A 22,911-nucleotide genomic window follows, 5' to 3' on the forward strand; every position below is an offset into this window, starting at 1 on the left:
AAAGGCTGTCTGAAGATTGGACAGCCTTTTTGTTTTATGGATAGCATGGTGAACTTTTGTGATGGTATAAAAAGGGATGGTCAAAAAAATATGCAAAATAATCATTCCATTAAAAATGAAATATGTTATACTAATTTTAGTTAATTCCCTTAAAAGTATAACATATAGGAGGAGCCGGAATGATGAAGGCGAGAATAGCAATCAATGGCTTTGGCCGCATAGGAAGGATGTTTTTACGAAGAGCCATTTTAGAAGAAAAATTAGATATTGTAGCCATTAATGCAAGCTACCCTGCTGCTACTTTAGCTCATCTCATTAAATATGACTCCAATCATGGAAAGTTTGAAGGAGAGGTCGAAGCAGAAGACAACGCCATTATTGTCAACAACAAAAAAATTCAATTATTAAACAACCGAAATCCAGCAGAGCTTCCTTGGGGAGATCTTCAAATAGATATCGTGATTGAAGCAACTGGCAAATTTAATTCCCGTGAAAAAGCGTCTCTTCACCTTGAGGCCGGAGCGAAAAAAGTCATTTTGACGGCGCCCGGCAAAAATGAGGATGTTACGATTGTCATGGGCGTGAATGAAAGCGATTTAAACATAGAAAAGCATCATATTATTTCCAATGCTTCTTGTACCACCAACTGTCTGGCGCCGGTAGCGAAAGTGCTGGATGAAGAATTCGGCATCGAAAATGGGTTGATGACAACCGTTCATGCTTATACAAATGATCAGAAAAATATTGATAATCCTCACAAAGATTTGCGAAGAGCCCGCAGCTGCGGCCAGTCCATCATACCGACCACTACAGGGGCGGCTAAAGCGCTGGCGCTTGTGCTGCCGCAATTGAAAGGAAAACTGCATGGGATGGCGCTGCGCGTGCCGACTCCGAACGTGTCTTTAGTGGATTTAGTGGTGGATTTGCGACGGGAAGTTACGGCCGATGAAATTAATCAAGCGTTTATTGCCGCCAGCCAAGGTCCTTTAAAAGGAAAACTTGGATTCACTACCGAACCGCTTGTTTCCATCGATTTTAATACCGATTCACGTTCTGCCATAATCGATGGATTATCCACGATCGTCATCGGCGGAAAAAAGGCAAAAGTGTTGGCTTGGTATGACAATGAATGGGGTTATTCCTGCCGTGTAGTGGAGTTGGCCACTTTTGTCGCGCAAGAAATGGAAAAAAAAGCTGAAATGAAAATTGGTTGAAACGTAAAAACTGAAAAAAGCTAGTTTTCGTGTTTAACAAGATGCACCATAGCTTCGCATATGTTTTCCAGCTAGAAACTGTTGTTTTACAGGGGTTGACTGGGCCAGGCTCCCTCTTTGTGCTTAGGAGAGGGGCGACCTATAAAGTCAGCCTCTTTTTTTATGGGATACGTTTAGCTTTATTATGATATGGATGAGTTCGTTTTTTGCTTAATCCAGCGAAAGGTTCTATCCATTGAGACTGAAAATCATGCCATATGGAGCCTTTTTATTTAACCGGGTTGGTCCTTCTTAACGGTACAAACGATTTTTGCCTGCATTCGACAAAAACATTATTGCAAAAAGATATTAAACCAAGTATACTATGATTCGTGAACTTCTTATAATGGAATCATAACTACTTAAAGGGTTAGGACCTCTTCGGACTAACTTTCCCCCGTGGTAGTTATAAAACTTTTAAAAATATTCTTTTGATCGAAAAAAATTTTGTAAAAGGGGGAAACGATCAATGGAAACAATGGGTCGTCATGTCATTTCTGAACTTTGGGGCTGTGAATTTGAAAAATTGAACGATGTGGAACAAATTGAAAAAATCTTCGTGGAAGCCGCATTGAAATCTGGTGCAGAAATCAGAGAGGTAGCATTTCACAAATTTGCTCCTCAAGGCGTAAGCGGGGTAGTGATTATATCAGAATCACATTTAACGATTCATAGCTTCCCAGAGCACGGATATGCAAGCATTGACGTTTATACATGCGGCGATTTGAATCCGAATATTGCTGCTGATTATATAGCTGAAGCATTAGGTGCCCAGACTCGTGAAACCATTGAATTGCCGAGAGGGATGGGCCCGGTACAAGTGAAGTCTCAAAATATAAAAGCATTGTAAAATTCAAGGGTGCATGGCAATCATGCACCCTTTTACTTATCTCTGGCAATGTCGCTTCTTTTGAAAGAAAAATTGCGTTCAAAAACTCCATTATTATATAATCATTCTAGGTAGAATGCGGGAATATTGAGATGAGACGGAGTGATTTTATGAGATGTCCAGCATGTCAGCACAACGGCACCCGCGTGGTGGATTCAAGGCCGGTCGATGAAGGAAGATCGATACGCAGAAGGCGCGAATGCGAAAGCTGTTCCTATCGATTTACCACGTTTGAACGTGTGGAAGAGCTGCCGCTGATCGTGATCAAAAAAGAAAATACTCGGGAAGAATTCAGCCGAGAAAAAATATTACGCGGTCTCATTAAAGCTTGCGAGAAGCGTCCGGTCTCTCTTGAGCAGCTGGAACAGATCACGCTCGATATCGAAAAAGAAATCCGAAATGAAGGTGTATCAGAAGTTCATTCAGAGAAAATCGGTGAAATGGTGATGGATCGTTTGGCGAAAGTGGATGAAGTCTCATATGTCCGCTTTGCTTCCGTTTATCGCCAATTCAAGGATATAAATGTATTTTTAGAAGAATTGAAAGAACTGATCAAAAAAGAAAAATAAAAAGCTGGAGTTTGAACAAATCTCTGGCTTTTTTTCTTCTAGCCTCGTTCATACATTCCGTTTCGGCCTGCAGCTAAAAGAGACCCCAGATACGCATAATTCCTGTACGTAAACATGAATGAGTTTAGAAAGGTTCGATTAAAATGAAACCGTTTTGGAATGAATTGCAACCAGTGGATGAGTATTCGGTCAAATTAAGCGGAATCCTTCATGACACCGATCGAAAAATTCTTACCTTTCTGTATCAACCGTTAATCGGCTCTGCTTGTTTTAGTTTATATATGACGCTTTGGGCCCAAGCAGAGGAAAATCGGCTTTGGTCCAAAACTTCCAATCATTATGGGTTGATGAATTTTTTAAATATGAATTTAAAAACGATTTATCATGAACGATTAAAATTAGAAGGAATCGGATTGTTAAAAACATATGTAAAAGAAATGGGAGACTCCCGAAGCTATATTTATGAGTTATTGCCGCCGCTGACGCCGGAACAGTTTTTTCAAGATGGGATGCTGAACGTCTTTTTATATCGCAAAATTGGCCGTTCTCAATTTTTGCGATTGAAGAAATTTTTTTCAAATGAAACGATTGAACATGAATCTTATAAAGAAGTGACAAGATCATGGCCGGAGGTGTTCTCTTCTTCGCCGTCTGCCGTTATGGATTCGGAAGCACTTTCCGATAGCCAATCTGAAACGGGGGAAGAATTTTTAAAAAGACCGGAAAATCCCGGACTTACACTGAATGACGAACAATTCGATTTTCAGCTTTTGGAAAGCGGATTGAAAAGTGTCATGGTGCCGAAACAAACGCTTACTCCGCAAGTGAAAGAAACGATTTTGAAGTTATCCCATCTATATGGCATCAATGAATTGGAAATGAAGAATATTCTTTTAAGCGCATTGGATGAGAACGATGAGGTGGATATTGATCAATTACGAAAATCAGCCAGAGATTGGTACCAGTTAAAGGTAAATCCTGAACTTCCGGAACTAGTGGATTTAGTGCAGCCTCCCGTATTGCGAAGCCAAACAAAAGGAGACAGCCCTGAAGATGAACTGATTGTATACTTGGAAACGACTTCTCCACGACAGCTGTTGATTGACATATCGGGAAGTATGCCTTCTAAAGCTGATTTGCAGGCGATTGAAGAGATTATGTTCCAGCAAAAGCTCTCGCCGGGTGTCGTTAATGTTTTGATCCAATACGTATTGTTAAAAACAGATATGAAATTGTCAAAGGCTTACTTGGAGAAAGTGGCCGCACATTGGGCACGAAAGAAGATAAAGACGGTAAAAGAAGCGTTGGAATTGGCCAAAAAAGAACATCGCCAATATTTGGAGTGGGCGAATCAGAAAAAGACAACGAACCAAACGAACCAAATGAAAAAAAAGCCCGTCCGTATCGAAAAGCTGCCTGATTGGTTTCAAGAATACGAATCGAAAAAATCAGCCTCGAAGGAAGAGGACGAAGATTTTGACTTTGAGGCGGAAAAACGGAAGTTGGAAGAAAAATTAAAGAAAAGAAAAACGGCGGGAGGTGAACATAAATGAAACGTATCCAAGATTCGCTAAAACGGCTTAGTTCGCCCGATTTTCACAAAAGATACCAGGCGGTGCGCAAGGATATCTTGGGAAATCCGGATGTTTCCGACTTTTTGGAAAAGCATCGAGACGAAGTGGACTCGGAAGTTTTGGATAAAAGTTTAGGAAAATTATATGAATATATAACCCAAAGTAAAGGTTGTCAAGGCTGCCCCGATTTAAGCCAATGCAGAAACATGATGCAGGGGTATGAACCTGTGCTGGTCATGCGAAAGGGCAGTATTGATATCGAATACAGACGCTGCCAAAGAAAAATCATCTTTGATGAGCAGCGGAAAACAGAAAAATTGATTCAAAGCATCTATGTTCCGAAAGAAGTGTTGAAGGCTTCATTTGAGACGTTCGATTTCAATACTCCTGGGAGAATTAAAGCGCTCAAATATGCCGAAGAATTTGTTGCGGGCTATCATACTCAAAAGCAACAGAGGGGTTTATATTTGTACGGGCATTTTGGCGTTGGAAAATCTTATTTGTTAGGAGCAATCGCCAACGAGTTGGCAAATGTCGGTGTTCCCTCGTATATTGTTTATTTCCCTGAGTTTGTAAGAGAAATGAAGCAGTCATTAAACGACCATTCCATCAATGAAAAACTCGATATGATTAAAAAAACACCGGTCCTTATGCTGGACGATGTCGGTGCAGAATCCGTGTCCAGCTGGATGCGAGATGATATTCTGGGCCCCATTCTTCAATACCGCAGCTTGGAAAGACTGCCTACTTTTTTCAGCTCCAATTTTGATTATGATGAACTGGAGTTTCATTTTTCTCATTCGCAAAGAGGAGAAGAAGAGAAGTTGAAGGCCGCCAGAATTATGGAACGAATCAAATTTTTGACCATCGCTGTAAAATTGGATGGTCCTAATAGAAGAGAAAGGTAGGTACGATTTTTTGACAAGCGTAGGCATCTCTCTTTAAAAGAAACGATGCAAAGCTTTGTTTCCTCTCTCAAATAATCATCTTCTTAAAGCCACAAGCTGCAAAGGAGCTTTCCTTCTTGTGGTTTCTTTTTTTCTAAATGAACTATACCCCTCGCTAGATATGCTTATGAAAGGAATGAATGTCCAGAACAAAGCTCTGTCTATTTGGTACTAACATCAAAGCAAGAAAGTCTATTCTAAAACCATTGGGTCCCCCATATATATGAAATATAAAGTTTACGGACAAGGGGGGGCCATCTTGATTGAAATTTTATTTTCCAACCAGCTTGATGCTTTCAAATGGAGCGAGTTCTCGAAAAAGAATCATGTGAAAGTTGAGCTGCAGCAAAAGCGATTTTCAACCGCTCCGTATTTCGTTCGCCATCCGCAAAAGACATGGAATTCGAGTTCGATTTGTACGGTGTTTATAGAATTTATGTTGGAATGGAAACGAATCCAATGGGCAAAACAATTATTAGAAACGTCTTATTGGTACAAGGATAAAGAAGAAAGCCAACGAATTCTGGAGATTATTTGCGAGATGTTTTCCGGTGAAAGAAAGGAACTGATCCAACTGCTGGAAGAGTTTCCTGAAGTACCGTTCTTGCGGGATTCTTTTCTTTCTTTGCCGGAGAATGAGTCCCATGTTCATTTTGATGGATTCGCTAAATTTCGGCTTAAACCGTTTTGGGATCGAGTGGGCAAATACGTGGAACTGGCTATTGATGAATTTAAAATGGAGCAGGAATATCAAGTATTCATTCATATGCAACGAGAATTTTTGCGGAAGAAAGAACAGCAAATCCCCATGTTAAGAGTGTATTTACACGAAAACGAACCGATCTTTTACGATGAACGCTTTCAAAGGCTCCATCAAGATGATTTATTAAGAGTTTTGGATAAACGGTTATTAGTGAACCGTCCGCTGACGGTAGATTGCTTTACATTGGTGCCGTTATTATCGCTTGCTCCCGGCCACATTCGACTGTATACGGATGAAGGGGAATCAGGGCTTTCCAGAACGATTCAAAATATCTTTGAAGAGAGAGTGACCTTGCTTCCTGCTCGTCAATTTTGGGAAGAGCAATGGAAGATTGGATCAAAAGATGCCGCCAATTAATAATTTAACATCCAGATCTTGAGTTTGTCGGGAAAAACCCCTATAATATTGTACATACAAGAACATACTGCACAAGGTAATGATAAGGACATGAGCGTTCTATTACGGTTTATCAGAGAGGAAAAGCGAGGCTGAAACTTTTCCAACACGAATGGAATGCTTACCGCCTTTAAACCGCAGCCAGGAACGGCAATAAGATTGCTCAGTATTGGCTTGACGGCCGCAGCCGTTATCTGATCTGGAGCCGAATTTTTGCGGTCATATGGCAAAAATTCGGGAAAGCAGGGTGGAACCGCGATGAACAACCTCGCCCCTCATGAGAGGGACGGGGTTTTTTGTTGGCCAAAAAAATCTTTTGGTGCTTGAGTCTGATGACGAACGTTTTTCACCGGCTTGATATGGATAAAAGTCAAATCGCGGATAATGAATGTAGGAGCAAGCCGATGTTCTCCGTTCATTCGTCCCGTATGAACGAGAATGAATACGGTACATGGAATCATCCTAGTAAAAAAATATCATGGGAATAAGGAGTGAATGGACAAATGTCAAACATGTTGAAAATTACATTTCCTGATGGGGCTGTAAAGGAGTTTCCAGAAGGAATTACAACGGAAGAGATCGCCGCTTCCATCAGCCCTGGACTCAAAAAGAAAGCCATCGCCGGCAAGCTGAACGGGAAGCATTTGGATTTGCGTACACCGATCAAAACGAGCGGTGCTATTGAAATCATTACTCCTGATCAGAAGGAAGCGCTGGATATTCTTCGCCATAGCACAGCACACTTAATGGCGCAAGCGATTAAACGACTATATAAAAATGTGAAATTAGGCGTTGGCCCTGTTATCGAAGACGGATTCTATTACGATGTCGATTTGGAAGAGCCGCTGACTCCTGAAGACTTGCCAAAAATTGAAAAAGAAATGAAGAAAATTGTGAAAGAAAACTTGGAGATTGTCCGCAAAGAAGTCACACGGGAAGAAGCGAAACGAATTTATGAAGAAATTGGCGATGAGTATAAATTAGAGTTAATTGATGCCATTCCGGAAGGAGAAACGGTTACCACTTATGAACAAGGGGAATTTTTTGACCTGTGTCGCGGTGTCCATGTTCCTTCCACCGGGAAAATCAAAGAATTTAAACTCTTAAGCATTGCCGGAGCGTACTGGCGCGGTGACAGCAACAATAAAATGCTGCAGCGGATTTATGGAACCGCCTTTTTCAAAAAAGAAGATTTGGAACATCATCTTCAAATGTTGGAAGAAGCGAAAGAGCGCGATCACCGCAAACTAGGCAAAGAATTGGATCTGTTTATGAATTCGCAAAAAGTGGGACAAGGCTTACCGTTATGGCTTCCTAACGGTGCGACGATCCGACGCGTAATAGAGCGCTATATTGTAGACAAGGAAGAAAGTCTGGGCTACCAGCATGTATACACTCCTGTGTTAGGTAGTGTGGATCTTTATAAAACAAGCGGCCACTTGGATCATTATCAAGAAAATATGTTTCCTGTCATGAAAATGGACAATGAAGAGTTAGTCCTTCGTCCGATGAACTGTCCTCATCATATGATGATTTTCAAAAACGGCATTCACAGTTATCGAGAGTTGCCGATCCGGATTGCGGAACTTGGAACGATGCATCGCTATGAACTTTCAGGTGCGCTGAGCGGTTTACAGCGCGTGCGCGGAATGACATTGAATGACGCTCATATTTTCGTCCGTCCTGATCAAATTAAAGATGAATTTAAACGTGTCGTTCGCCTCATTCTTGAAGTTTATAAAGATTTCGGCCTGAATGAGTATTCTTTCCGGCTGTCGTACCGCGACCCTGAGGATACAGAAAAATATTATGATGATGACGAAATGTGGGAAAAAGCCCAAGGCATGCTGAAGGAAGCAATGGATGAGCTTGGTCTGGATTATTATGAAGCAGAAGGAGAAGCTGCTTTCTATGGTCCGAAATTGGATGTCCAAGTTCGAACCGCACTAGGCAAAGATGAAACTCTTTCTACTGTTCAGCTCGATTTCTTGCTGCCGGAACGCTTTGATTTAACATATGTCGGGGAAGACGGCAAGCCGCATCGACCTGTTGTCATCCACCGCGGCGTCGTTTCAACGATGGAGCGCTTTGTCGCCTTTTTAATAGAAGAATACAAAGGGGCATTCCCAACTTGGCTCGCACCTGTCCAAGTAAAAGTGATTCCGGTTGCGGCTGATGCGCATTTTGAATATGCTAAAACCGTTCAAGAAAAACTTCGGGCAGAAGGAATTCGTGCGGAAATAGACGACCGTGATGAAAAAGTAGGCTATAAAATTCGGGAAGCGCAAGTCCATAAAATTCCGTATATGCTCGTAGTCGGCGATCAAGAAATCGAAAACAAAACCGTTAACGTCCGCAAATACGGTGAAAAACAATCTGAAACCATCCCGTTTGAGCAATTCGTTCAAATGATTAAAGAAGAGGTTAGCCGACGTTCAGCTAAATAATGGCATCAAACGAAGCGGAGCATCCTCCGCTTCGACATAAGCTCTAGTTGAGCGTTTTTTCTTGTTTGTTTGAAAAAAGCTTGCTTTTGTGAAAGGTCTTTGTTATTATGGAGTTCGTGATTGATTTGTAAATAATTTGACCAATATTTAAAGATATGATATATTTTGGAGCGACAATGGAATAGAATACACGTGAAGAACAAGCAGAAGCAAGCCCGCTTCTCACCTGAACTGACGCCTATAAGCTGTTGGCAGGTTAAACGGAGTCAATCGAAATCATATGGCTTGATCCATTTTTATGCGGGTTTTCTGTATACCCGCATTTTTTTATGCTTTCCCGACTCCTAAGCCCTTTCTGTAGCTTGTTTTTGCAAGGTGTATTCCCTGAAAAATTTTTGGAGGTGGCTCATTATTAGCAAAGACATGATCGTAAACGAGGGCATTCGTTCTCGTGAAGTCCGTCTCATCGACCAAAACGGCGAGCAATTGGGCATTAAATCAAAAAATGAAGCTTTGGAAATTGCGGCCCGCGCCAATCTCGACTTAGTCTTGGTTGCCCCTAATGCCAAACCGCCTGTTGCCCGAATTATGGATTACGGCAAGTACAAATTTGAGCAGCAGAAAAAAGAGAAAGAAGCCCGCAAGAAACAAAAGGTTATCAACGTCAAGGAAGTGCGCCTAAGCCCGACGATTGAAGAACATGATTTTAATACGAAGCTTCGCAATGCCCGCAAGTTTTTAGAAAAGGGCGATAAAGTGAAAGCGTCCATTCGTTTTAAAGGGCGCGCCATCACGCATAAAGAGCTGGGACAAAAGGTGCTTGATCGTTTTGCTGAAGCCTGCGATGATGTGGCGACAGTCGAAACTAAGCCGAAAATGGACGGCAGAAGCATGTTTATTGTTCTGGCGCCAAAATCTGAAAAGTAACAACTTGATAGGAGGAATTCACAATGCCAAAAATGAAAACTCACCGCGGCGCTGCAAAGCGTTTCAAAAAGACTGGTTCTGGGAAATTAAAACGTTCTCATGCTTACACTAGCCACTTATTTGCAAATAAATCTACGAAACAAAAACGGAAACTTCGCAAATCTGCTCTTGTATCAAGCGGAGATTTTAAACGGATTCGTCATATGCTTGACAACCTTAAATAAGATTGACAAGAATTTTTAGGAGGGAAATAATATGGCACGCGTAAAAGGCGGTACAGTAACTCGCAAACGTCGCAAAAAAATTCTAAAACTGGCAAAAGGTTATTATGGTGCAAAGCACACTTTATATAAAGTTGCTAATCAACAAGTAATGAAATCCTATATGTATGCTTACCGGGATCGTCGTCAAAGAAAACGCGACTTCCGTAAGCTATGGATTACGCGTATCAACGCTGCTGCAAGATTGAACGGACTTTCTTACAGCCGTTTAATGCATGGCTTAAAACTTGCCGGCATTGAAGTAAACCGCAAAATGCTAGCTGACCTTGCAGTAAACGATGAAAAAGCATTTGCTCAATTAGCGGATACTGCTAAAGCACAACTTCAAAAATAAGAAAAAAACATTCAACACCCATTCTGAAAAAAGAATGGGTGTTTTGTTTATGTGCGCTCGGCATGTACATGAACTATAGGGTGTAAGTCCCGAACCCCGAAGACAGAAGTAGAGGTTAGCCAAGAGCAAGGGTGTCCGTGGTGACGCGGAATCTGAAGGAAGCTGGAGGCAAAACACCGGTCCGAGGAACACGAACCTCATATAAGGCTAGGTATGATGGAGTGAGTTTGCATAACAAAACAAAGCTCTTTCTGTCGAAGGTCATATCGAGTAAATGAGGCGGATAGATGGTGTGAAAGTGCATGTACTTACCCGGGGAGGTCTGGCGGATATGTGAAGTACTCTTCATAACCTACTTAGTGATAAGTAGCTGAACCGTCAGAAGTCAGCAGAGGTCATAGTATTAGTTGGTCTAGAACAACTAAGAAGGACCGAACAATGAAGAGAGAATAGCCCTTGGTATTCAGTGAGTCATGATGAACACAGAAAACGTAGTACCTCACTTGAGGGAGGAAGCGGTGAATCCCGTGGGAGACCTCTTGGAGGGTGGAGTGACCACTGGCATAAAGAGAACAGCTATTCACGGAAGTTATAAAGACTTGCGTCAATGATCTTAATTGAACCGCCGTATACGGAACCGTACGTACGGTGGTGTGAGAGGACGGGAGTTAATCGCTCCCTCCTACTCGATTGTTATTGTTTTTACCGACAAAATGTCGAATGTTGCCCTTAATGAAGCCTTTTTCGTTTGTTCTATGGATAGAAGACAATCTTTCCTCTTGGAAACGAAAATGCTGTCATACTCACTTCTTTGATATAATGGCGAAGAAGAGAAAAAGAAAGGGGTCAGACGATGAACCTGTCAAAATTATATGACATGCAAAGAGCTCTGGACGAATACATTGAACAAGAAAATCATGTCGCGAATGAAAACTTGCTCAGCCACAAACTGCTTGCCCTTTTAGTCGAATTGGGAGAGCTTGCAAATGAGACGAGATGTTTTAAATTTTGGAGCAAAAAAGGGCCGAGTGAAAAAGAGATCATTTTGGAAGAATATGTAGACGGGATTCATTTTCTGCTATCGATCGGCTTGGAGCTCAAGTTTGATTCTTTTACACAAATCAAGGATCCCACTTCTACTTCCAATGATTTAACGGACCAATTTCTGGCAGTTTACGAAGCTTTCCATCATCTGAAAAAGGAAAAAACATTGTCTTCTTATGAAAAAGCGTGGGAGGAATACGTTCTGTTGGCAAACATGTTAGGCTTTTCAACAGAAGATATAGAACGTGCATACATTGAGAAAAATGAAGTAAATTATAAAAGGCAGCGCGAAGGATATTAGGTAAAAGTTTTGTATTGTTTTCCATTTTTCTATATAATTTAAAGAATAAAGCTTATGAAAAAGGAGGGCGTCCCATGCCGAAATTGGATGAAACGTTAATTATGCTAAAAGAGCTGACTGACGCGAAAGGGATCCCGGGAAATGAACGGGAAGTACGCGAAGTCATGAGAAAATACATAGAGCCATTATCGGATGAAATCACCACTGATCATCTCGGAAGCTTAATTGCGAAAAAAGTGGGAAACGAGAAAGGCCCTAAAATTATGGTTGCCGGCCACTTAGATGAAGTCGGTTTTATGGTGACGCAAATTGACGAGAAAGGTTTTTTGCGCTTTCAAACAGTCGGTGGCTGGTGGTCCCAAGTCATGCTTGCCCAACGGGTGACGGTAGTGACAAATAAAGGCGACATTACCGGCATTATCGGGTCCAAACCGCCGCATATTTTATCGCCGGAAGCGAGGAAAAAACCGGTCGAAATCAAAGACATGTTTATTGATATTGGCGCCTCAAGCCGCGAAGAAGCAATGGAGTGGGGGGTTCGCCCCGGAGATATGGTGGTTCCTTATTTTGAATTCACCGTGATGAACAATGAAAAAATGCTTCTTGCCAAAGCTTGGGATAATCGCATCGGCCTTGCCATTGCCATAGGAGTGCTAAAATATTTAAAAGATAAAAAACATGAAAATATCGTGTATGGAGTAGGTACGGTACAAGAAGAAGTAGGTTTGCGCGGTGCGAAAACAGCCGCTCAAAAAATCCAGCCCGATATTGCTTTCGGTGTTGATGTCGGCATTGCCGGAGACACTCCGGGCGTTTCGGAAAAAGAAGCACAAAGCAAAATGGGAAAAGGACCGCAAATCATTTTATACGATGCTTCCATGGTCTCCCATAAAGGATTGCGCGATTTTGTCACCAATGTAGCAGATGAATTAAATATCCCTTATCAATTTGATGCCATTGCCGGCGGCGGCACCGATTCCGGATCGATTCATCTGACCGGACAAGGAGTACCGACGTTATCGGTTACGATCGCGACCCGTTATATTCATTCCCATGCCGCGCTTCTGCATCGAGATGATTATGAAAATGCTGTGAAGTTGATTGGAGAAGTGATTCTTCGTCTCGACCGCGAGGCTGTCAATAAAATCACATTTGATTAATCTTTGATTTGACAGAAAATGATCGGATAAATGGCAAAACAGCCACCTTTCTGCTAGAAAGGTGGCTGTTTTCATCATGAAATAAGCGATGAAAGGATAAGACGTTTCAGATTCAATTGGAAGCCAAGTATGAACACGAAAGAAGAATGTTTAAGTTCCAATGAAAATGAGCGAATAATATAGTGAGATGGATCTCTGGGAATGATTGGCGATCATGAGCCGTAAGGAAAATCCCGTAAAGTTTTTTTATTCAAGCTTTGTTTTATTTCAGTCCCGCGGATAAAGTATCGAGCATCATCTGCTTTTCTTTTTCACTGGCGTTTTTCCAAATGACTTCAAATAGTACACCGAGTCCGGGGAGCATTTTTTCCTCTCCGCTTTGAATGGCATCCACGATGGTATCTTCCAACTGTTCAGGCGTATTGCCGGAAACATTATGAAGGATGGCCTTTCGCAAATCCAAATTCATGCATTTCCTCTCCTTTCACATACTTTCATGTCTATTTTCCCCTTCATTGCTTAGGCTATGTAAAAAAATAAATCATTCTGCCAAAAGGCCATTTGAAAGGAGTTCCTTTTCATTTGATTATAGGAAAAGAAGGAATCCTCTCTTTTCAAAGCGGTTGATTGGCAAAAATCATATCTAGCTGATCGTGGATCATGCGCGGCGTCGCGGACATTATGCTATAATGATGTAATTGAATTCTATGGTCGAAAGGTGAGAAAAAAGTGAAAGTGATCCAATCCGTTAAAAATCCACAAGTCAAGCAGTGGAGGAAGCTAGCGACGAGAAAAGAACGAGATAAAACCGGGCGATATATGATGGAAGGATTCCATTTAGTTGAAGAGGCACTTTCCTATAAAAATGAGATAGAAGAAATCATTATGGAGGAAAACATTGTTTTGCCTGCAAAATGGAATATGGACGGTATTCCGATCACGATTGTGACAGCAGAAGTGGCGAAATCTCTGGCTGAGACGGAAACGACGCAAGGGATTTTTGCCGTTTGCAAAAAACGGGATTCAAAAAACGCTCTTGAACAAGGTACGACCTTTTTGCTGATTGACCGTGTTCAAGATCCCGGAAATATCGGGACGATGATACGGACAGCGGACGCGGCGGGGATCGATGTGGTCGTACTAGGAAAAGGAAGCGCCGATCCCTATAATCCGAAGGTATTAAGAGCTGCCCAAGGAAGCCATTTTCATGTCGACATCGTACAGTCACCTTTAGAAGAAGCGATCAGCTTGATTCAAAAAAAGGGTGTATCTGTTTATGGAACGGCTTTGCAAAATGCCGAAAATTATCGGGATATCCATCCTTCTAAAGGATTTGCTGTATTGGTCGGCAACGAAGGCAGCGGCGTTTCGCAAGAGTTATTATCATTAACCGATCACAATGTATATGTACCGATTTACGGAAAAAGCGAATCGCTGAACGTAGCAGTTGCAGCCGGCATTTTGCTGTATCACTTTCAGGATTCGACAAAAGGGGTTTGAAATCGCCAATGAAATTGCTATAATGATATCTATAATACGAATTTAGCTTAATGGCGGAATAATAACGCTTTTTTGAGAGACGAATCCTTTTAAAGGACTTCATTCTAATGAAACGAATCAAATTTAAATAGGGTTAAAGACAATGACAGAGAAAAGTAGTTTGCTTCCTTCCATTCAGGGAGAAAATGCCGTGACTGAAAGCATTTTTATGTGAAGAGCAAACGAAGTTCACCTCTCGAGTCGGCGTTTGGACCATTTCCGAGGAAATGTAAAGACGCCCCGGTTCAATAGCCGTTATTTGTATGAAGAGAGTATGCCGCGAACGGTTCGGCATGCTAAAAAGGGTGGTACCGCGATCCAACCTCGTCCCTTTCCTTTGGGGCGAGGTTTTCGTTTGGAAAAATAATGTAAAAGGAGGAGCATGACAGTGGAGCAGAAGTTAAAAGAATTGGCTCAAGAAGCGTTGTCAAAAGTGGCAAGCGCTCAAGACTTAAAAGAATTAAATGACATTCGTGTCAGCTATTTAGGCAAAAAAGGCCCCATTACAGAGGTTTTGCGTGGAATGGGGAAGCTGTCTGCAGAAGAACGTCCAAAAATCGGGGCTTTGGCCAACCAAGTGAGGGCTGAAATTGCCGAGCAAATCGAGAAAAAGCAAAAACAGCTGGAAGAAGCGGCCATAGAAAAGCAATTAAAAGAAGAAGCGATCGATGTTACATTGCCGGGACGTCCTGTCAAAAACGGCAATGCCCATCCATTGACCAAAATAATAGAAGAAATAGAAGATTTGTTTATCAGCATGGGGTATCAAGTAGCGGAAGGACAAGAAGTGGAAACAGACTACTATAACTTTGAAGCGCTTAATTTGCCGAAGGATCACCCAGCCCGCGATATGCAGGATTCGTTTTATATAACGGAGGAAATTTTGCTTCGCACGCATACTTCCCCTATTCAAGCACGGACAATGGAAAAACACAAAGGAAAAGGCCCGGTTAAAATTATTTGTCCAGGAAAAGTTTACCGCCGCGATAACGACGATGCGACTCATTCTCATCAATTTACTCAAATTGAAGGTCTTGTGGTCGATGAAAACATACGCATGAGTGATTTAAAAGGAACGCTTGAAGTGTTTGCTAAACGGTTTTTCGGCGAGGATCGGGAAATTCGTTTGCGTCCGAGCTTTTTCCCGTTTACCGAACCTTCTGTGGAAATGGATATTTCCTGTAAAATTTGCCATGGCAAAGGATGCAGCGTATGTAAAGGCACTGGATGGATTGAAATATTAGGAGCCGGTATGGTTCACCCGAATGTGTTGGAAATGGCCGGTTTCGATTCGAAAAAATATACGGGCTTTGCTTTCGGGATGGGTCCGGAAAGAATTGCTATGCTTAAATACGGAATAGATGATATTCGTCATTTCTATACGAACGATATTCGCTTTTTAAAACAATTTTCCATCCACGAATCTTAACGCAAGGTGCTGTTTCTTTAAAAGCACTTGTACATAAACGGATAACGATTGCCTTTAAAAAGGCAACATGGTTCATTGAGAAAAGGAGGTTTTCTGAATATGTTGGTTTCACTGAAATGGCTTCAAGATTATGTGGATCTTTCGGGAATTTCCGAGAAGGATCTGGCGGAAAAAATAACCCGATCCGGCATTGAGGTAGAAAGCGTGGAAATACCGGGAGAACATATTAAAAATGTAGTGATCGGCCATGTATTAAAATGCGAAAAACACCCGGCTGCCGACAAATTGAACAAATGTTTGGTAGATATCGGTGAAGGAGAACCGGTTCAAATTATTTGCGGTGCACCGAATGTAGCTGCAGGCCAAAAAGTGGCAGTAGCCAAACCAGGTGCTCGCCTTCCGGGAGGCATAAAAATTAAAAAGGCCAAACTGCGCGGCGAAGAATCGAACGGCATGATTTGTTCTCTACAAGAACTCGGTATTGAAGGAAAATTGGTGCCAAAAGAATTTGCCGAAGGGATCTTTGTGTTTCCGGATGATGCTGAAGTGGGGGCGGATGCGATCACAGCGTTGAACTTGGACGATTGTATCATCGAGCTAGGATTAACGCCGAACCGCTCCGACTGCTTAAGCATGCTCGGTGTCGCTTACGAAGTGGCGGCCATTTTGGATCGTGATGTGAAACTGCCTCATCCCGTTTACCATGAAAGTACAGAAAAAGCCAGTGATTACATAAAAGTGACAGTGGAAGCAAAAGAAGATAATCCGTTCTATGTCGCCAAAGTGGTTAAAAACGTAAAAATAGGCCCTTCTCCGTTATGGATGCAGGCAAGGCTTATGGCAGCTGGTATTCGTCCACACAACAATGTGGTAGATATTACGAACTATATCATGCTGGAATACGGACAGCCTCTCCATGCGTTTGACTACGATCGCCTTGGTTCTAAAGAAATTCTGGTAAGACGCGCTTATGATGGAGAAGAAATCGTGACATTAGATGATGTAAAACGTACTTTGACGACGGAACATCTCGTGATCACGAACGGTTCCAAACCCGTAGCATTGGCTGGAGTGATGGGGGGAGCGAATTCCGAAGTTCAGCAGGATACGACAACCGTCTTAATCGAATCTGCTTACTTCAACGGAACAACCATTCGAAAGGCATCTAAGGATCACAGCTTGCGCAGTGAAGCGAGCGCCCGCTACGAAAAAGGTGTCGATCCAAACAGGGTCAAAGCTGCGGCGGAAAGAGCTGTTGAACTTCTGGAAAAATATGCTGGTGCGGAAGTGCTGCGAGAAACGGTTGTCGCCGGAGATTTAGAGGCAGAACCGAAAAAAATAACGATATCGCTTTCCAAAATCAACCGTGTTTTGGGAACCAATCTTTCGAGTCAAGATGTTGTCGATATTTTCCGGAGACTCCGTTTCACTGTCGAAACTAGCGACGACTTGTTCACTGTCACCGTTCCGACTCGAAGAGGGGACATTACGATTGAAGAAGATTTAATCGAAGAAGTAGCTCGTTTATATGGATATGACGAATTGCCAAAAACGCTGCCGGTAGGAGCTGCCTCTCCGGGAGGTTTAACCCCTTATCAACAGAAGCGTCGCGTCGTGCGCAAGTTTCTGGAAGGAGCGGGGCTGTATCAGGCCATCACTTATTCTTTGACCAGTCGGGATATGGTTCATCAATTTGTACTGGATAAAACGGAACCGGTCGAAATCGCCATGCCTATGAGCGAGGAAAGAAGTATTCTTCGCCAAAGCTTGGTTCCTCATTTGTTGGAAGCAGTATCCTATAACGTCGCACGCCAAAATGATTCAATCGGGTTATATGAGATCGGGTCGGTTTTTCTGAAACAAATCGGCCAAGAACTGCCGCAGGAAGATGAACATATTGCCGGAGCCATTACCGGTGTGTGGGAAGCGAACGAGTGGCAAGGAGAACAAAAACTGGCAGACTTTTTTGTTTTAAAAGGAATATTAGAAGGGCTGTTCGCAAAACTTGGCCTTGGCGATGCCATTGAATGGAAAAAAGCAGAACTCCCTGATATGCATCCGGGACGGACTGCTGAAATCTTTTTAAATGGCAAAAGATTAGGTTTTATTGGTCAAGTGCATCCTCAAAAGCAAAAACAATTAGACTTAAAAGAAACGTATGTTTTTGAATTAAAAGCGAGCATCTTGTTAAATGAACAAGCGCTGGAACTGCAATACGATTCGATCCCTCGCTTCCCTTCGATTATACGCGATATTGCCTTGGTGGTGGACAAAGACACGGAAGCTGGAAAATTGCAACAAATCATTTGGCAAGCAGGTGGAAAGCTGCTTAAGGAAGTCCGCATTTTTGACTTATATGAAGGGGAACATTTACAACCAGGCAAGAAGTCGATCGCTTTTTCTCTTAAATACTATGATCCGGATAAAACGTTAACAGATGAAGAAGTCATGAACGTCCATGAAAAGGTGCTTGCTGCCGTAAAAGAAAAAACAGGAGCAGAATTAAGAAGTTAAGAGGATCATTACATGAAAACAGACTCAACATCACCGTTTCTTTGGATGTTGAGTCTGCTTTTATGTGCGCCCGGCATGTACATGAACTATAGGGTGTAAGTCCCGAACCCCGAAGACAGAAGTAGAGGTTAGCCAAGAGCAAGGGTGTCCGTGGTGACGCGGAATCTGAAGGAAGCTGGAGGCAAAACACCGGTCCGAGGAACACGAACCTCATATAAGGCTAGGTATGATGGAGTGAGTTTGCATAACAAAACAAAGCTCTTTCTGTCGAAGGTCATATCGAGTAAATGAGGCGGATAGATGGTGTGAAAGTGCATGTACTTACCCGGGGAGGTCTGGCGGATAGGTGAAGTACTCTTCATAACCTACTTAGTGATAAGTAGCTGAACCGTCAGAAGTCAGCAGAGGTCATAGTATTAGTTGGTCTAGAACAACTAAGAAGGACCGAACAATTAAGAGAGAATAGCCCTTGGTATTCAGTGAGTCATGATGAACACAGAAAACGTAGTACCTCACTTGAGGGAGGAAGCGGTGAATCCCGTGGGAGACCTCTTGGAGGGTGGAGTGACCACTGGCATAAAGAGAACAGCTATTCACGGAAGTTATAAAGACTTGCGTCAATGATCTTAATTGAACCGCCGTATACGGAACCGTACGTACGGTGGTGTGAGAGGACGGGAGTTAATCGCTCCCTCCTACTCGATTAAGGAAGGATTTTCTCTTGGTTAGCGTAAAATCATACATTGAAAGCGGAGGAGTTAAGATTTCACCGCCGAGAAAAACAACAGCCTGAAAAATAAAAAAGCGAACTTCTGTTAGCGGATATTCTCTTATCGGTGACAGAAGTTTCGCTTATTTTATCAACCGCATAGCCTTTTCCGTATTCGCAAAATGCCTTTTGGCAAAATAATTCAAGCTTTCTTCGCCTTTTTCGGCGATGAGTCGAGCGGCTGCTTCATCGACGATGGAACCGGCGCCTTTTGGAAGGGTGAAGCCAGCTTTCTTAGATAATTTTTCCATTTCTCTTAAAAATGCAAAGCGGGCGAGAATGGAAGCGGCAGCCACAGCAATATGGACGCTTTCACCTTTCGTTTGAAAATAGACGTTTTCCTTGCAAATCTCTTTTTCTTTTTCTAAATATCGGAAGTAAAGAGGTTCTTCCGCAAATTGATCGACCAGTATGGCGTCCGGTTTTTCAGGAGAAATTTTGTGCAATACATTTAAAAGGGCGCGATTGTGAAGAAGAGCTTTCATTTTGCCTTGGGACATTCCGTTTTTCTGAAGCTCATTATATTTTTCGTTATGCAGCACCAATAAACTGTATGGAATGGTGTGGACCAATTGTTTTGCGATATCGATAATACGCTGATCGCTGAGCTGTTTCGAATCTTGCACACCTAAATGTTTTAGATCAAGGATCTTATCTTTTCGGACAAAGGCCGCAACAACAGTGATCGGGCCAAAATAGTCCCCTGTACCGACTTCATCACTGCCGACAACGGAAAGCGATGAAAAACCGGAAGGCAAGACAGAACCTTTGCTCATGGATGACTTTTTTTCAGATGGAAGAGAGTCTTGTTCCCACTTTTTGGATTCTTGCTCGGCGCTGTTTCCTTGAAAAAGGACTTTTCCGCTTTTGTAAGCGGTGATTGTGCATCCGTTTCGTTTAGCACAAAAAACAGCACCAGTCGGCAGTTTCGCGGTTAAATCGTCCGCATAATGTGTTTTCATGGACGAAAGAACAGAATGAGATACTTTCAGTACTATATTCGACAACATAATTCTCCTTTTTCTTTTCAAATGATGAATGTTGATGTTAATATAAAGGTTAGGATTCTTTTAGAATGGAGGCATTCTACATTGTCTGAAAGAAAAAAAAACCGAATTACCGTTGACATATATGGACAGCAGTACGTCATTGTTGGCGAGGAATCAGCCAGTCATATTCGGCATGTCGCAGAGCTGGTCGATGAAAAAATGCGTGAAATCAACTCTAAGAATCCTTCCCTTGACACTAGTAAATTAGCGGTTTTAACAGCCGTTAATGCCATACATGATTATGTAAAACTCCAAGAAGAATATCTCCGTTTGGAAGAAAAATTCAATAAGTTAAAGGGTGATGACAATGCTTGATTTGCTTCTGGCGCTTTTTCTCATCAGCGGTATTGTGATCGGCTTAAAACGAGGTTTGATTAGCCAGCTTTTCCATATGACCAGTTCGATTCTCGCTCTAATCGCGGCTTATGCTGCGCATGATGCTGTAGCAGCAAGGCTTTCCGGATTATTTCCTGCTCCTTCATTGGATGAAAACGGCAGCAGCGGCCTTCTCTTTTTTGCCCATGCTGTCAATGTGGATAAATTATTTTATGGAGCCATTGCTTTTGTGATTATTTTTGTTGCTGTCAAAATAGCTCTTTCCTTTTTAGCTTCCATGCTCAGCATTGTGGCCAATCTGCCCGTTATTCGTCAGTTCAACATGATCGGCGGGGGAATCCTCGGTTTTTTAGAAATATATGTTGTTTTGCTTGTGCTCATCGTTCTAGGCACATTCCTCCCGGTTGACAGTATTCAAGCTCAGCTGCAGCAATCTGTCATTGCCGGAGCGATGATCAACCATACGCCGATTGTTTCGGACTATGTGAAACAGCTGATTGCATTCAACCCAACAACGTTGTAAAAACTTCTCTGAATAGGAGAAGTTTTTCATTTCCTGTGTTTCTGATAGTATATAGGAAGAATACTAAGTTTTCAATAGACATAATGGCATGATATGTACAGCCGATAGATGAAATCTTTATCGATTTTTTCCAAATTGCGGGTGATAATGGATGATCAACAATAAAAAAAGCGTTGTTCGGCTTCTGGAAAATATTGCGATCCATATGGAGCTGAAAGGGGAAAATTCCTTTAAAGTGTCCGCTTTTCGAAAGGCCGCGGCCGCCCTTGAAAAAGATGAACGCGGTTTAAATGAGATAAAAGACTTTACATCGATCCCCGGCATTGGAAAGGCTACTTCCAGTGTCATCGAGGAATTTATAGAAACGGGAACCTCCTCTGTTTTAGAACAATTGCAGCAGGAAGTGCCGAAAGGTTTAATTCCTCTTTTGCAGATTCCGGGTCTTGGAGGCAAAAAAATTTCCAAACTTTATCAAGAGCTTGGGATTACGAATGCGGAGGAACTTAAGGCCGCCTGTGAAAAAGGGGAGGTGCAAAATCTCCCTGGATTCGGGAAAAAAACGGAAGAAAAAATTTTAGCAGCCATAAAGCAAGTTGGCGATCGACCGGAACGACTACCCATCTGGCATATGCTTGAACTGTGCGAACATATCGAGAAGAACCTTGCAAACATCGATGGAATCCTACAGTTTGCCCGTGCCGGAAGCATTCGCAGGTTACGGGAAATGGTGAAAGATTTGGATTTTATCATCGCTGCGGCTGATCCACAAAAGGTTGCGGATGCGCTGATCCATCTTCCGGGAATCAAAGAAGTAACAGCAGCCGGAAAAACGAAAGTGTCGGTTGTGCTTGAGGATTCATATGGTGTTTCGGTTGATTTCCGAATTGTGGAACCGGAACAATTTGCCACGGCGCTTCATCACTTTACAGGTTCAAAAGATCACAACGTTCGGATGAGACAGCTTGCCAAACAACGAGGAGAACGAATTAGCGAATATGGCATCGAAAACAAGGAAACAGGAGAAATTGTGACCTTTTCTACAGAAGAGGACTTCTACCGCCATTTTGGCTTGCCTTGGATTCCTCCTGAAATTCGAGAGGACGGAACCGAAGTCGACCATTATCGTGAAAGCTTGGATCTAGTGAGAATGGAAGATTTAAAAGGCGATATGCATATGCACACTACGTGGTCGGACGGGGCTTATTCCTTGGAGGAAATGGTGGAAGCGTGCAGAAAAAAAGGGTATCAATATATGGCCATTACCGACCATTCCCAATATTTAAAAGTGGCAAACGGTTTAACGCCTGATCGGCTCAAGAGACAAATAGAAGAAATCAAAAAATTAAACGAAAAATATTCGGATATTGAAATTTTTTCCGGTATTGAAATGGATATTTTACCCGATGGAACGCTAGATTTCGACGATGAATTATTATCGCAGCTGGATTTCGTCATTGCATCCATTCATTCGCATTTTTCCCAATCCCGTTCTACTATTATGAAAAGGCTGCGGACGGCTTTGGAAAATCCGTATGTCCGATTAATTGCTCATCCGACTGGCCGGCTGATTGGCAGAAGACAAGGCTATGATGTTGACATCGATTTATTGATTGAATGGGCGAAAGAAACGAATACGGCCTTAGAATTGAATGCCAATCCGCACCGTTTGGATTTATCTGCGGATCATTTGCGAAAAGCTCAAGAAGCAGGTGTAAAATTTTTTATCAACACGGATGCCCATGCCGTTGATCAATTGAGGTTTATGGAAATCGGAGTGAAAGCGGCAAGAAAGGGCTGGATCAAACGGAAAAATATATTGAATACATTGGATGCAAAACAGATGAAACGGTTTTTACAGATCCCTTAA

The 22,911-nt window shown here is 42.3% G+C and carries 20 protein-coding genes and 2 other annotated features; of the genes, 18 read left to right on the forward strand and 2 right to left on the reverse strand.

Annotated elements, in window-relative coordinates; translation table 11 throughout:
• Positions 1 to 182 precede the first annotated feature (182 nt).
• From N1I86_RS12685 to N1I86_RS12740, 12 genes are all read left to right on the forward strand, one after another.
• Positions 183 to 1,214, forward strand: a complete 1,032-nt coding sequence (locus N1I86_RS12685) for a glyceraldehyde-3-phosphate dehydrogenase (protein WP_040342004.1) — start codon at positions 183 to 185, stop codon at positions 1,212 to 1,214.
• Positions 1,215 to 1,722: 508 nt separating this feature from the next.
• A complete protein-coding gene (gene speD / locus N1I86_RS12690) occupies positions 1,723 to 2,103 on the forward strand; it encodes an adenosylmethionine decarboxylase (protein ID WP_003355605.1) in 381 nt (126 codons plus the stop codon).
• A gap of 149 nt (positions 2,104 to 2,252) precedes the next feature.
• Positions 2,253 to 2,711, forward strand: coding sequence for a transcriptional regulator NrdR (nrdR, locus tag N1I86_RS12695; protein WP_003355604.1), 459 nt, complete (start codon positions 2,253 to 2,255; stop codon positions 2,709 to 2,711).
• A gap of 143 nt (positions 2,712 to 2,854) precedes the next feature.
• Positions 2,855 to 4,264 (forward strand): replication initiation and membrane attachment family protein, encoded by a 1,410-nt coding sequence (locus tag N1I86_RS12700; RefSeq protein WP_048623809.1) that lies wholly within the window; start codon positions 2,855 to 2,857, stop codon positions 4,262 to 4,264.
• A complete protein-coding gene (gene dnaI / locus N1I86_RS12705; protein WP_003355602.1) occupies positions 4,261 to 5,193 on the forward strand; it encodes a primosomal protein DnaI in 933 nt (310 codons plus the stop codon). The genes N1I86_RS12700 and dnaI overlap by 4 nt, the downstream gene beginning before the upstream one ends.
• Positions 5,194 to 5,491: 298 nt before the next feature.
• Entirely contained in the window at positions 5,492 to 6,352 is an 861-nt protein-coding gene (locus N1I86_RS12710) for a putative sporulation protein YtxC (RefSeq protein ID WP_327824341.1), read from the forward strand.
• Positions 6,353 to 6,894: 542 nt separating this feature from the next.
• A complete protein-coding gene (gene thrS, locus N1I86_RS12715) occupies positions 6,895 to 8,838 on the forward strand; it encodes a threonine--tRNA ligase (protein WP_341096605.1) in 1,944 nt (647 codons plus the stop codon).
• 195 nt (positions 8,839 to 9,033) lie between these two features.
• Positions 9,034 to 9,173 (forward strand) — a sequence feature (ribosomal protein L20 leader region).
• A gap of 73 nt (positions 9,174 to 9,246) precedes the next feature.
• Positions 9,247 to 9,765, forward strand: coding sequence for a translation initiation factor IF-3 (gene infC, locus N1I86_RS12720; protein WP_169799153.1), 519 nt, complete (start codon positions 9,247 to 9,249; stop codon positions 9,763 to 9,765).
• A 23-nt stretch (positions 9,766 to 9,788) separates the two neighbouring features.
• Positions 9,789 to 9,989, forward strand: coding sequence for a 50S ribosomal protein L35 (gene rpmI, locus N1I86_RS12725; protein ID WP_003355597.1), 201 nt, complete (start codon positions 9,789 to 9,791; stop codon positions 9,987 to 9,989).
• A gap of 31 nt (positions 9,990 to 10,020) precedes the next feature.
• Positions 10,021 to 10,380, forward strand: a complete 360-nt coding sequence (gene rplT, locus N1I86_RS12730; RefSeq protein ID WP_003355596.1) for a 50S ribosomal protein L20 — start codon at positions 10,021 to 10,023, stop codon at positions 10,378 to 10,380.
• 853 nt (positions 10,381 to 11,233) lie between these two features.
• A complete protein-coding gene (locus N1I86_RS12735) occupies positions 11,234 to 11,725 on the forward strand; it encodes a dUTP diphosphatase (RefSeq protein WP_003355595.1) in 492 nt (163 codons plus the stop codon).
• Positions 11,726 to 11,799: 74 nt separating this feature from the next.
• Complete coding sequence (locus N1I86_RS12740; protein WP_003355594.1) at positions 11,800 to 12,885, forward strand: M42 family metallopeptidase; 1,086 nt, start codon at positions 11,800 to 11,802, stop codon at positions 12,883 to 12,885.
• A 262-nt stretch (positions 12,886 to 13,147) separates the two neighbouring features.
• Here the strand turns inward: N1I86_RS12740 and sspI are convergent, their stop codons facing one another.
• Entirely contained in the window at positions 13,148 to 13,354 is a 207-nt protein-coding gene (gene sspI / locus N1I86_RS12745; protein ID WP_003355593.1) for a small acid-soluble spore protein SspI, read from the reverse strand.
• Positions 13,355 to 13,614: 260 nt separating this feature from the next.
• Here sspI and N1I86_RS12750 point away from each other — a divergent pair, with 260 nt between their 5' ends.
• The 3 genes from N1I86_RS12750 (at position 13,615) to pheT (ending at position 18,367) form a co-directional block, all read left to right on the forward strand.
• The gene (locus N1I86_RS12750) at positions 13,615 to 14,385 is read left to right on the forward strand and encodes a TrmH family RNA methyltransferase (RefSeq protein ID WP_341096606.1); all 771 of its coding nucleotides are present in this window, start codon (positions 13,615 to 13,617) and stop codon (positions 14,383 to 14,385) included.
• A gap of 133 nt (positions 14,386 to 14,518) precedes the next feature.
• Positions 14,519 to 14,759, forward strand: a binding site (T-box leader).
• 53 nt (positions 14,760 to 14,812) lie between these two features.
• Entirely contained in the window at positions 14,813 to 15,853 is a 1,041-nt protein-coding gene (gene pheS / locus N1I86_RS12755; protein ID WP_003355591.1) for a phenylalanine--tRNA ligase subunit alpha, read from the forward strand.
• Positions 15,854 to 15,952: 99 nt separating this feature from the next.
• Entirely contained in the window at positions 15,953 to 18,367 is a 2,415-nt protein-coding gene (gene pheT, locus N1I86_RS12760; protein WP_341096607.1) for a phenylalanine--tRNA ligase subunit beta, read from the forward strand.
• An 852-nt stretch (positions 18,368 to 19,219) separates the two neighbouring features.
• Here the strand turns inward: pheT and rnhC are convergent.
• On the reverse strand, positions 19,220 to 20,143 hold the full coding sequence (rnhC, locus tag N1I86_RS12765; protein ID WP_341096609.1) for a ribonuclease HIII: 924 nt from the start codon (positions 20,141 to 20,143) through the stop codon (positions 19,220 to 19,222).
• Between the two features lie 84 nt (positions 20,144 to 20,227).
• Between rnhC and zapA the strand changes: the two genes are divergently transcribed.
• The 3 genes from zapA (at position 20,228) to polX (ending at position 22,911) form a co-directional block, all read left to right on the forward strand.
• Entirely contained in the window at positions 20,228 to 20,500 is a 273-nt protein-coding gene (gene zapA / locus N1I86_RS12770; protein WP_003355586.1) for a cell division protein ZapA, read from the forward strand.
• A complete protein-coding gene (locus tag N1I86_RS12775) occupies positions 20,493 to 21,044 on the forward strand; it encodes a CvpA family protein (protein WP_341096611.1) in 552 nt (183 codons plus the stop codon). The genes zapA and N1I86_RS12775 overlap by 8 nt, the downstream gene beginning before the upstream one ends.
• Positions 21,045 to 21,195: 151 nt before the next feature.
• Complete coding sequence (gene polX / locus N1I86_RS12780) at positions 21,196 to 22,911, forward strand: DNA polymerase/3'-5' exonuclease PolX (protein ID WP_270583734.1); 1,716 nt, start codon at positions 21,196 to 21,198, stop codon at positions 22,909 to 22,911.

This window comes from Bacillus sp. FSL W8-0116, assembly GCF_038003825.1.
Classification (GTDB): domain Bacteria; phylum Bacillota; class Bacilli; order Bacillales; family DSM-4216; genus Bacillus_O; species Bacillus_O smithii.

Coding starts and splice junctions, on each gene's coding strand:
- N1I86_RS12685 (WP_040342004.1), top strand. CDS start 183: ATGAAGGCGAGAATAGCAATCAATGGCTTTGGCCGCATAGGAAGGATG.
- speD (WP_003355605.1), top strand. CDS start 1,723: ATGGAAACAATGGGTCGTCATGTCATTTCTGAACTTTGGGGCTGTGAA.
- nrdR (WP_003355604.1), top strand. CDS start 2,253: ATGAGATGTCCAGCATGTCAGCACAACGGCACCCGCGTGGTGGATTCA.
- N1I86_RS12700 (WP_048623809.1), top strand. CDS start 2,855: ATGAAACCGTTTTGGAATGAATTGCAACCAGTGGATGAGTATTCGGTC.
- dnaI (WP_003355602.1), top strand. CDS start 4,261: ATGAAACGTATCCAAGATTCGCTAAAACGGCTTAGTTCGCCCGATTTT.
- thrS (WP_341096605.1), top strand. CDS start 6,895: ATGTCAAACATGTTGAAAATTACATTTCCTGATGGGGCTGTAAAGGAG.
- rpmI (WP_003355597.1), top strand. CDS start 9,789: ATGCCAAAAATGAAAACTCACCGCGGCGCTGCAAAGCGTTTCAAAAAG.
- rplT (WP_003355596.1), top strand. CDS start 10,021: ATGGCACGCGTAAAAGGCGGTACAGTAACTCGCAAACGTCGCAAAAAA.
- N1I86_RS12735 (WP_003355595.1), top strand. CDS start 11,234: ATGAACCTGTCAAAATTATATGACATGCAAAGAGCTCTGGACGAATAC.
- N1I86_RS12740 (WP_003355594.1), top strand. CDS start 11,800: ATGCCGAAATTGGATGAAACGTTAATTATGCTAAAAGAGCTGACTGAC.
- sspI (WP_003355593.1), bottom strand. CDS start 13,354: ATGAATTTGGATTTGCGAAAGGCCATCCTTCATAATGTTTCCGGCAAT.
- pheT (WP_341096607.1), top strand. CDS start 15,953: ATGTTGGTTTCACTGAAATGGCTTCAAGATTATGTGGATCTTTCGGGA.
- N1I86_RS12775 (WP_341096611.1), top strand. CDS start 20,493: ATGCTTGATTTGCTTCTGGCGCTTTTTCTCATCAGCGGTATTGTGATC.
- polX (WP_270583734.1), top strand. CDS start 21,196: ATGATCAACAATAAAAAAAGCGTTGTTCGGCTTCTGGAAAATATTGCG.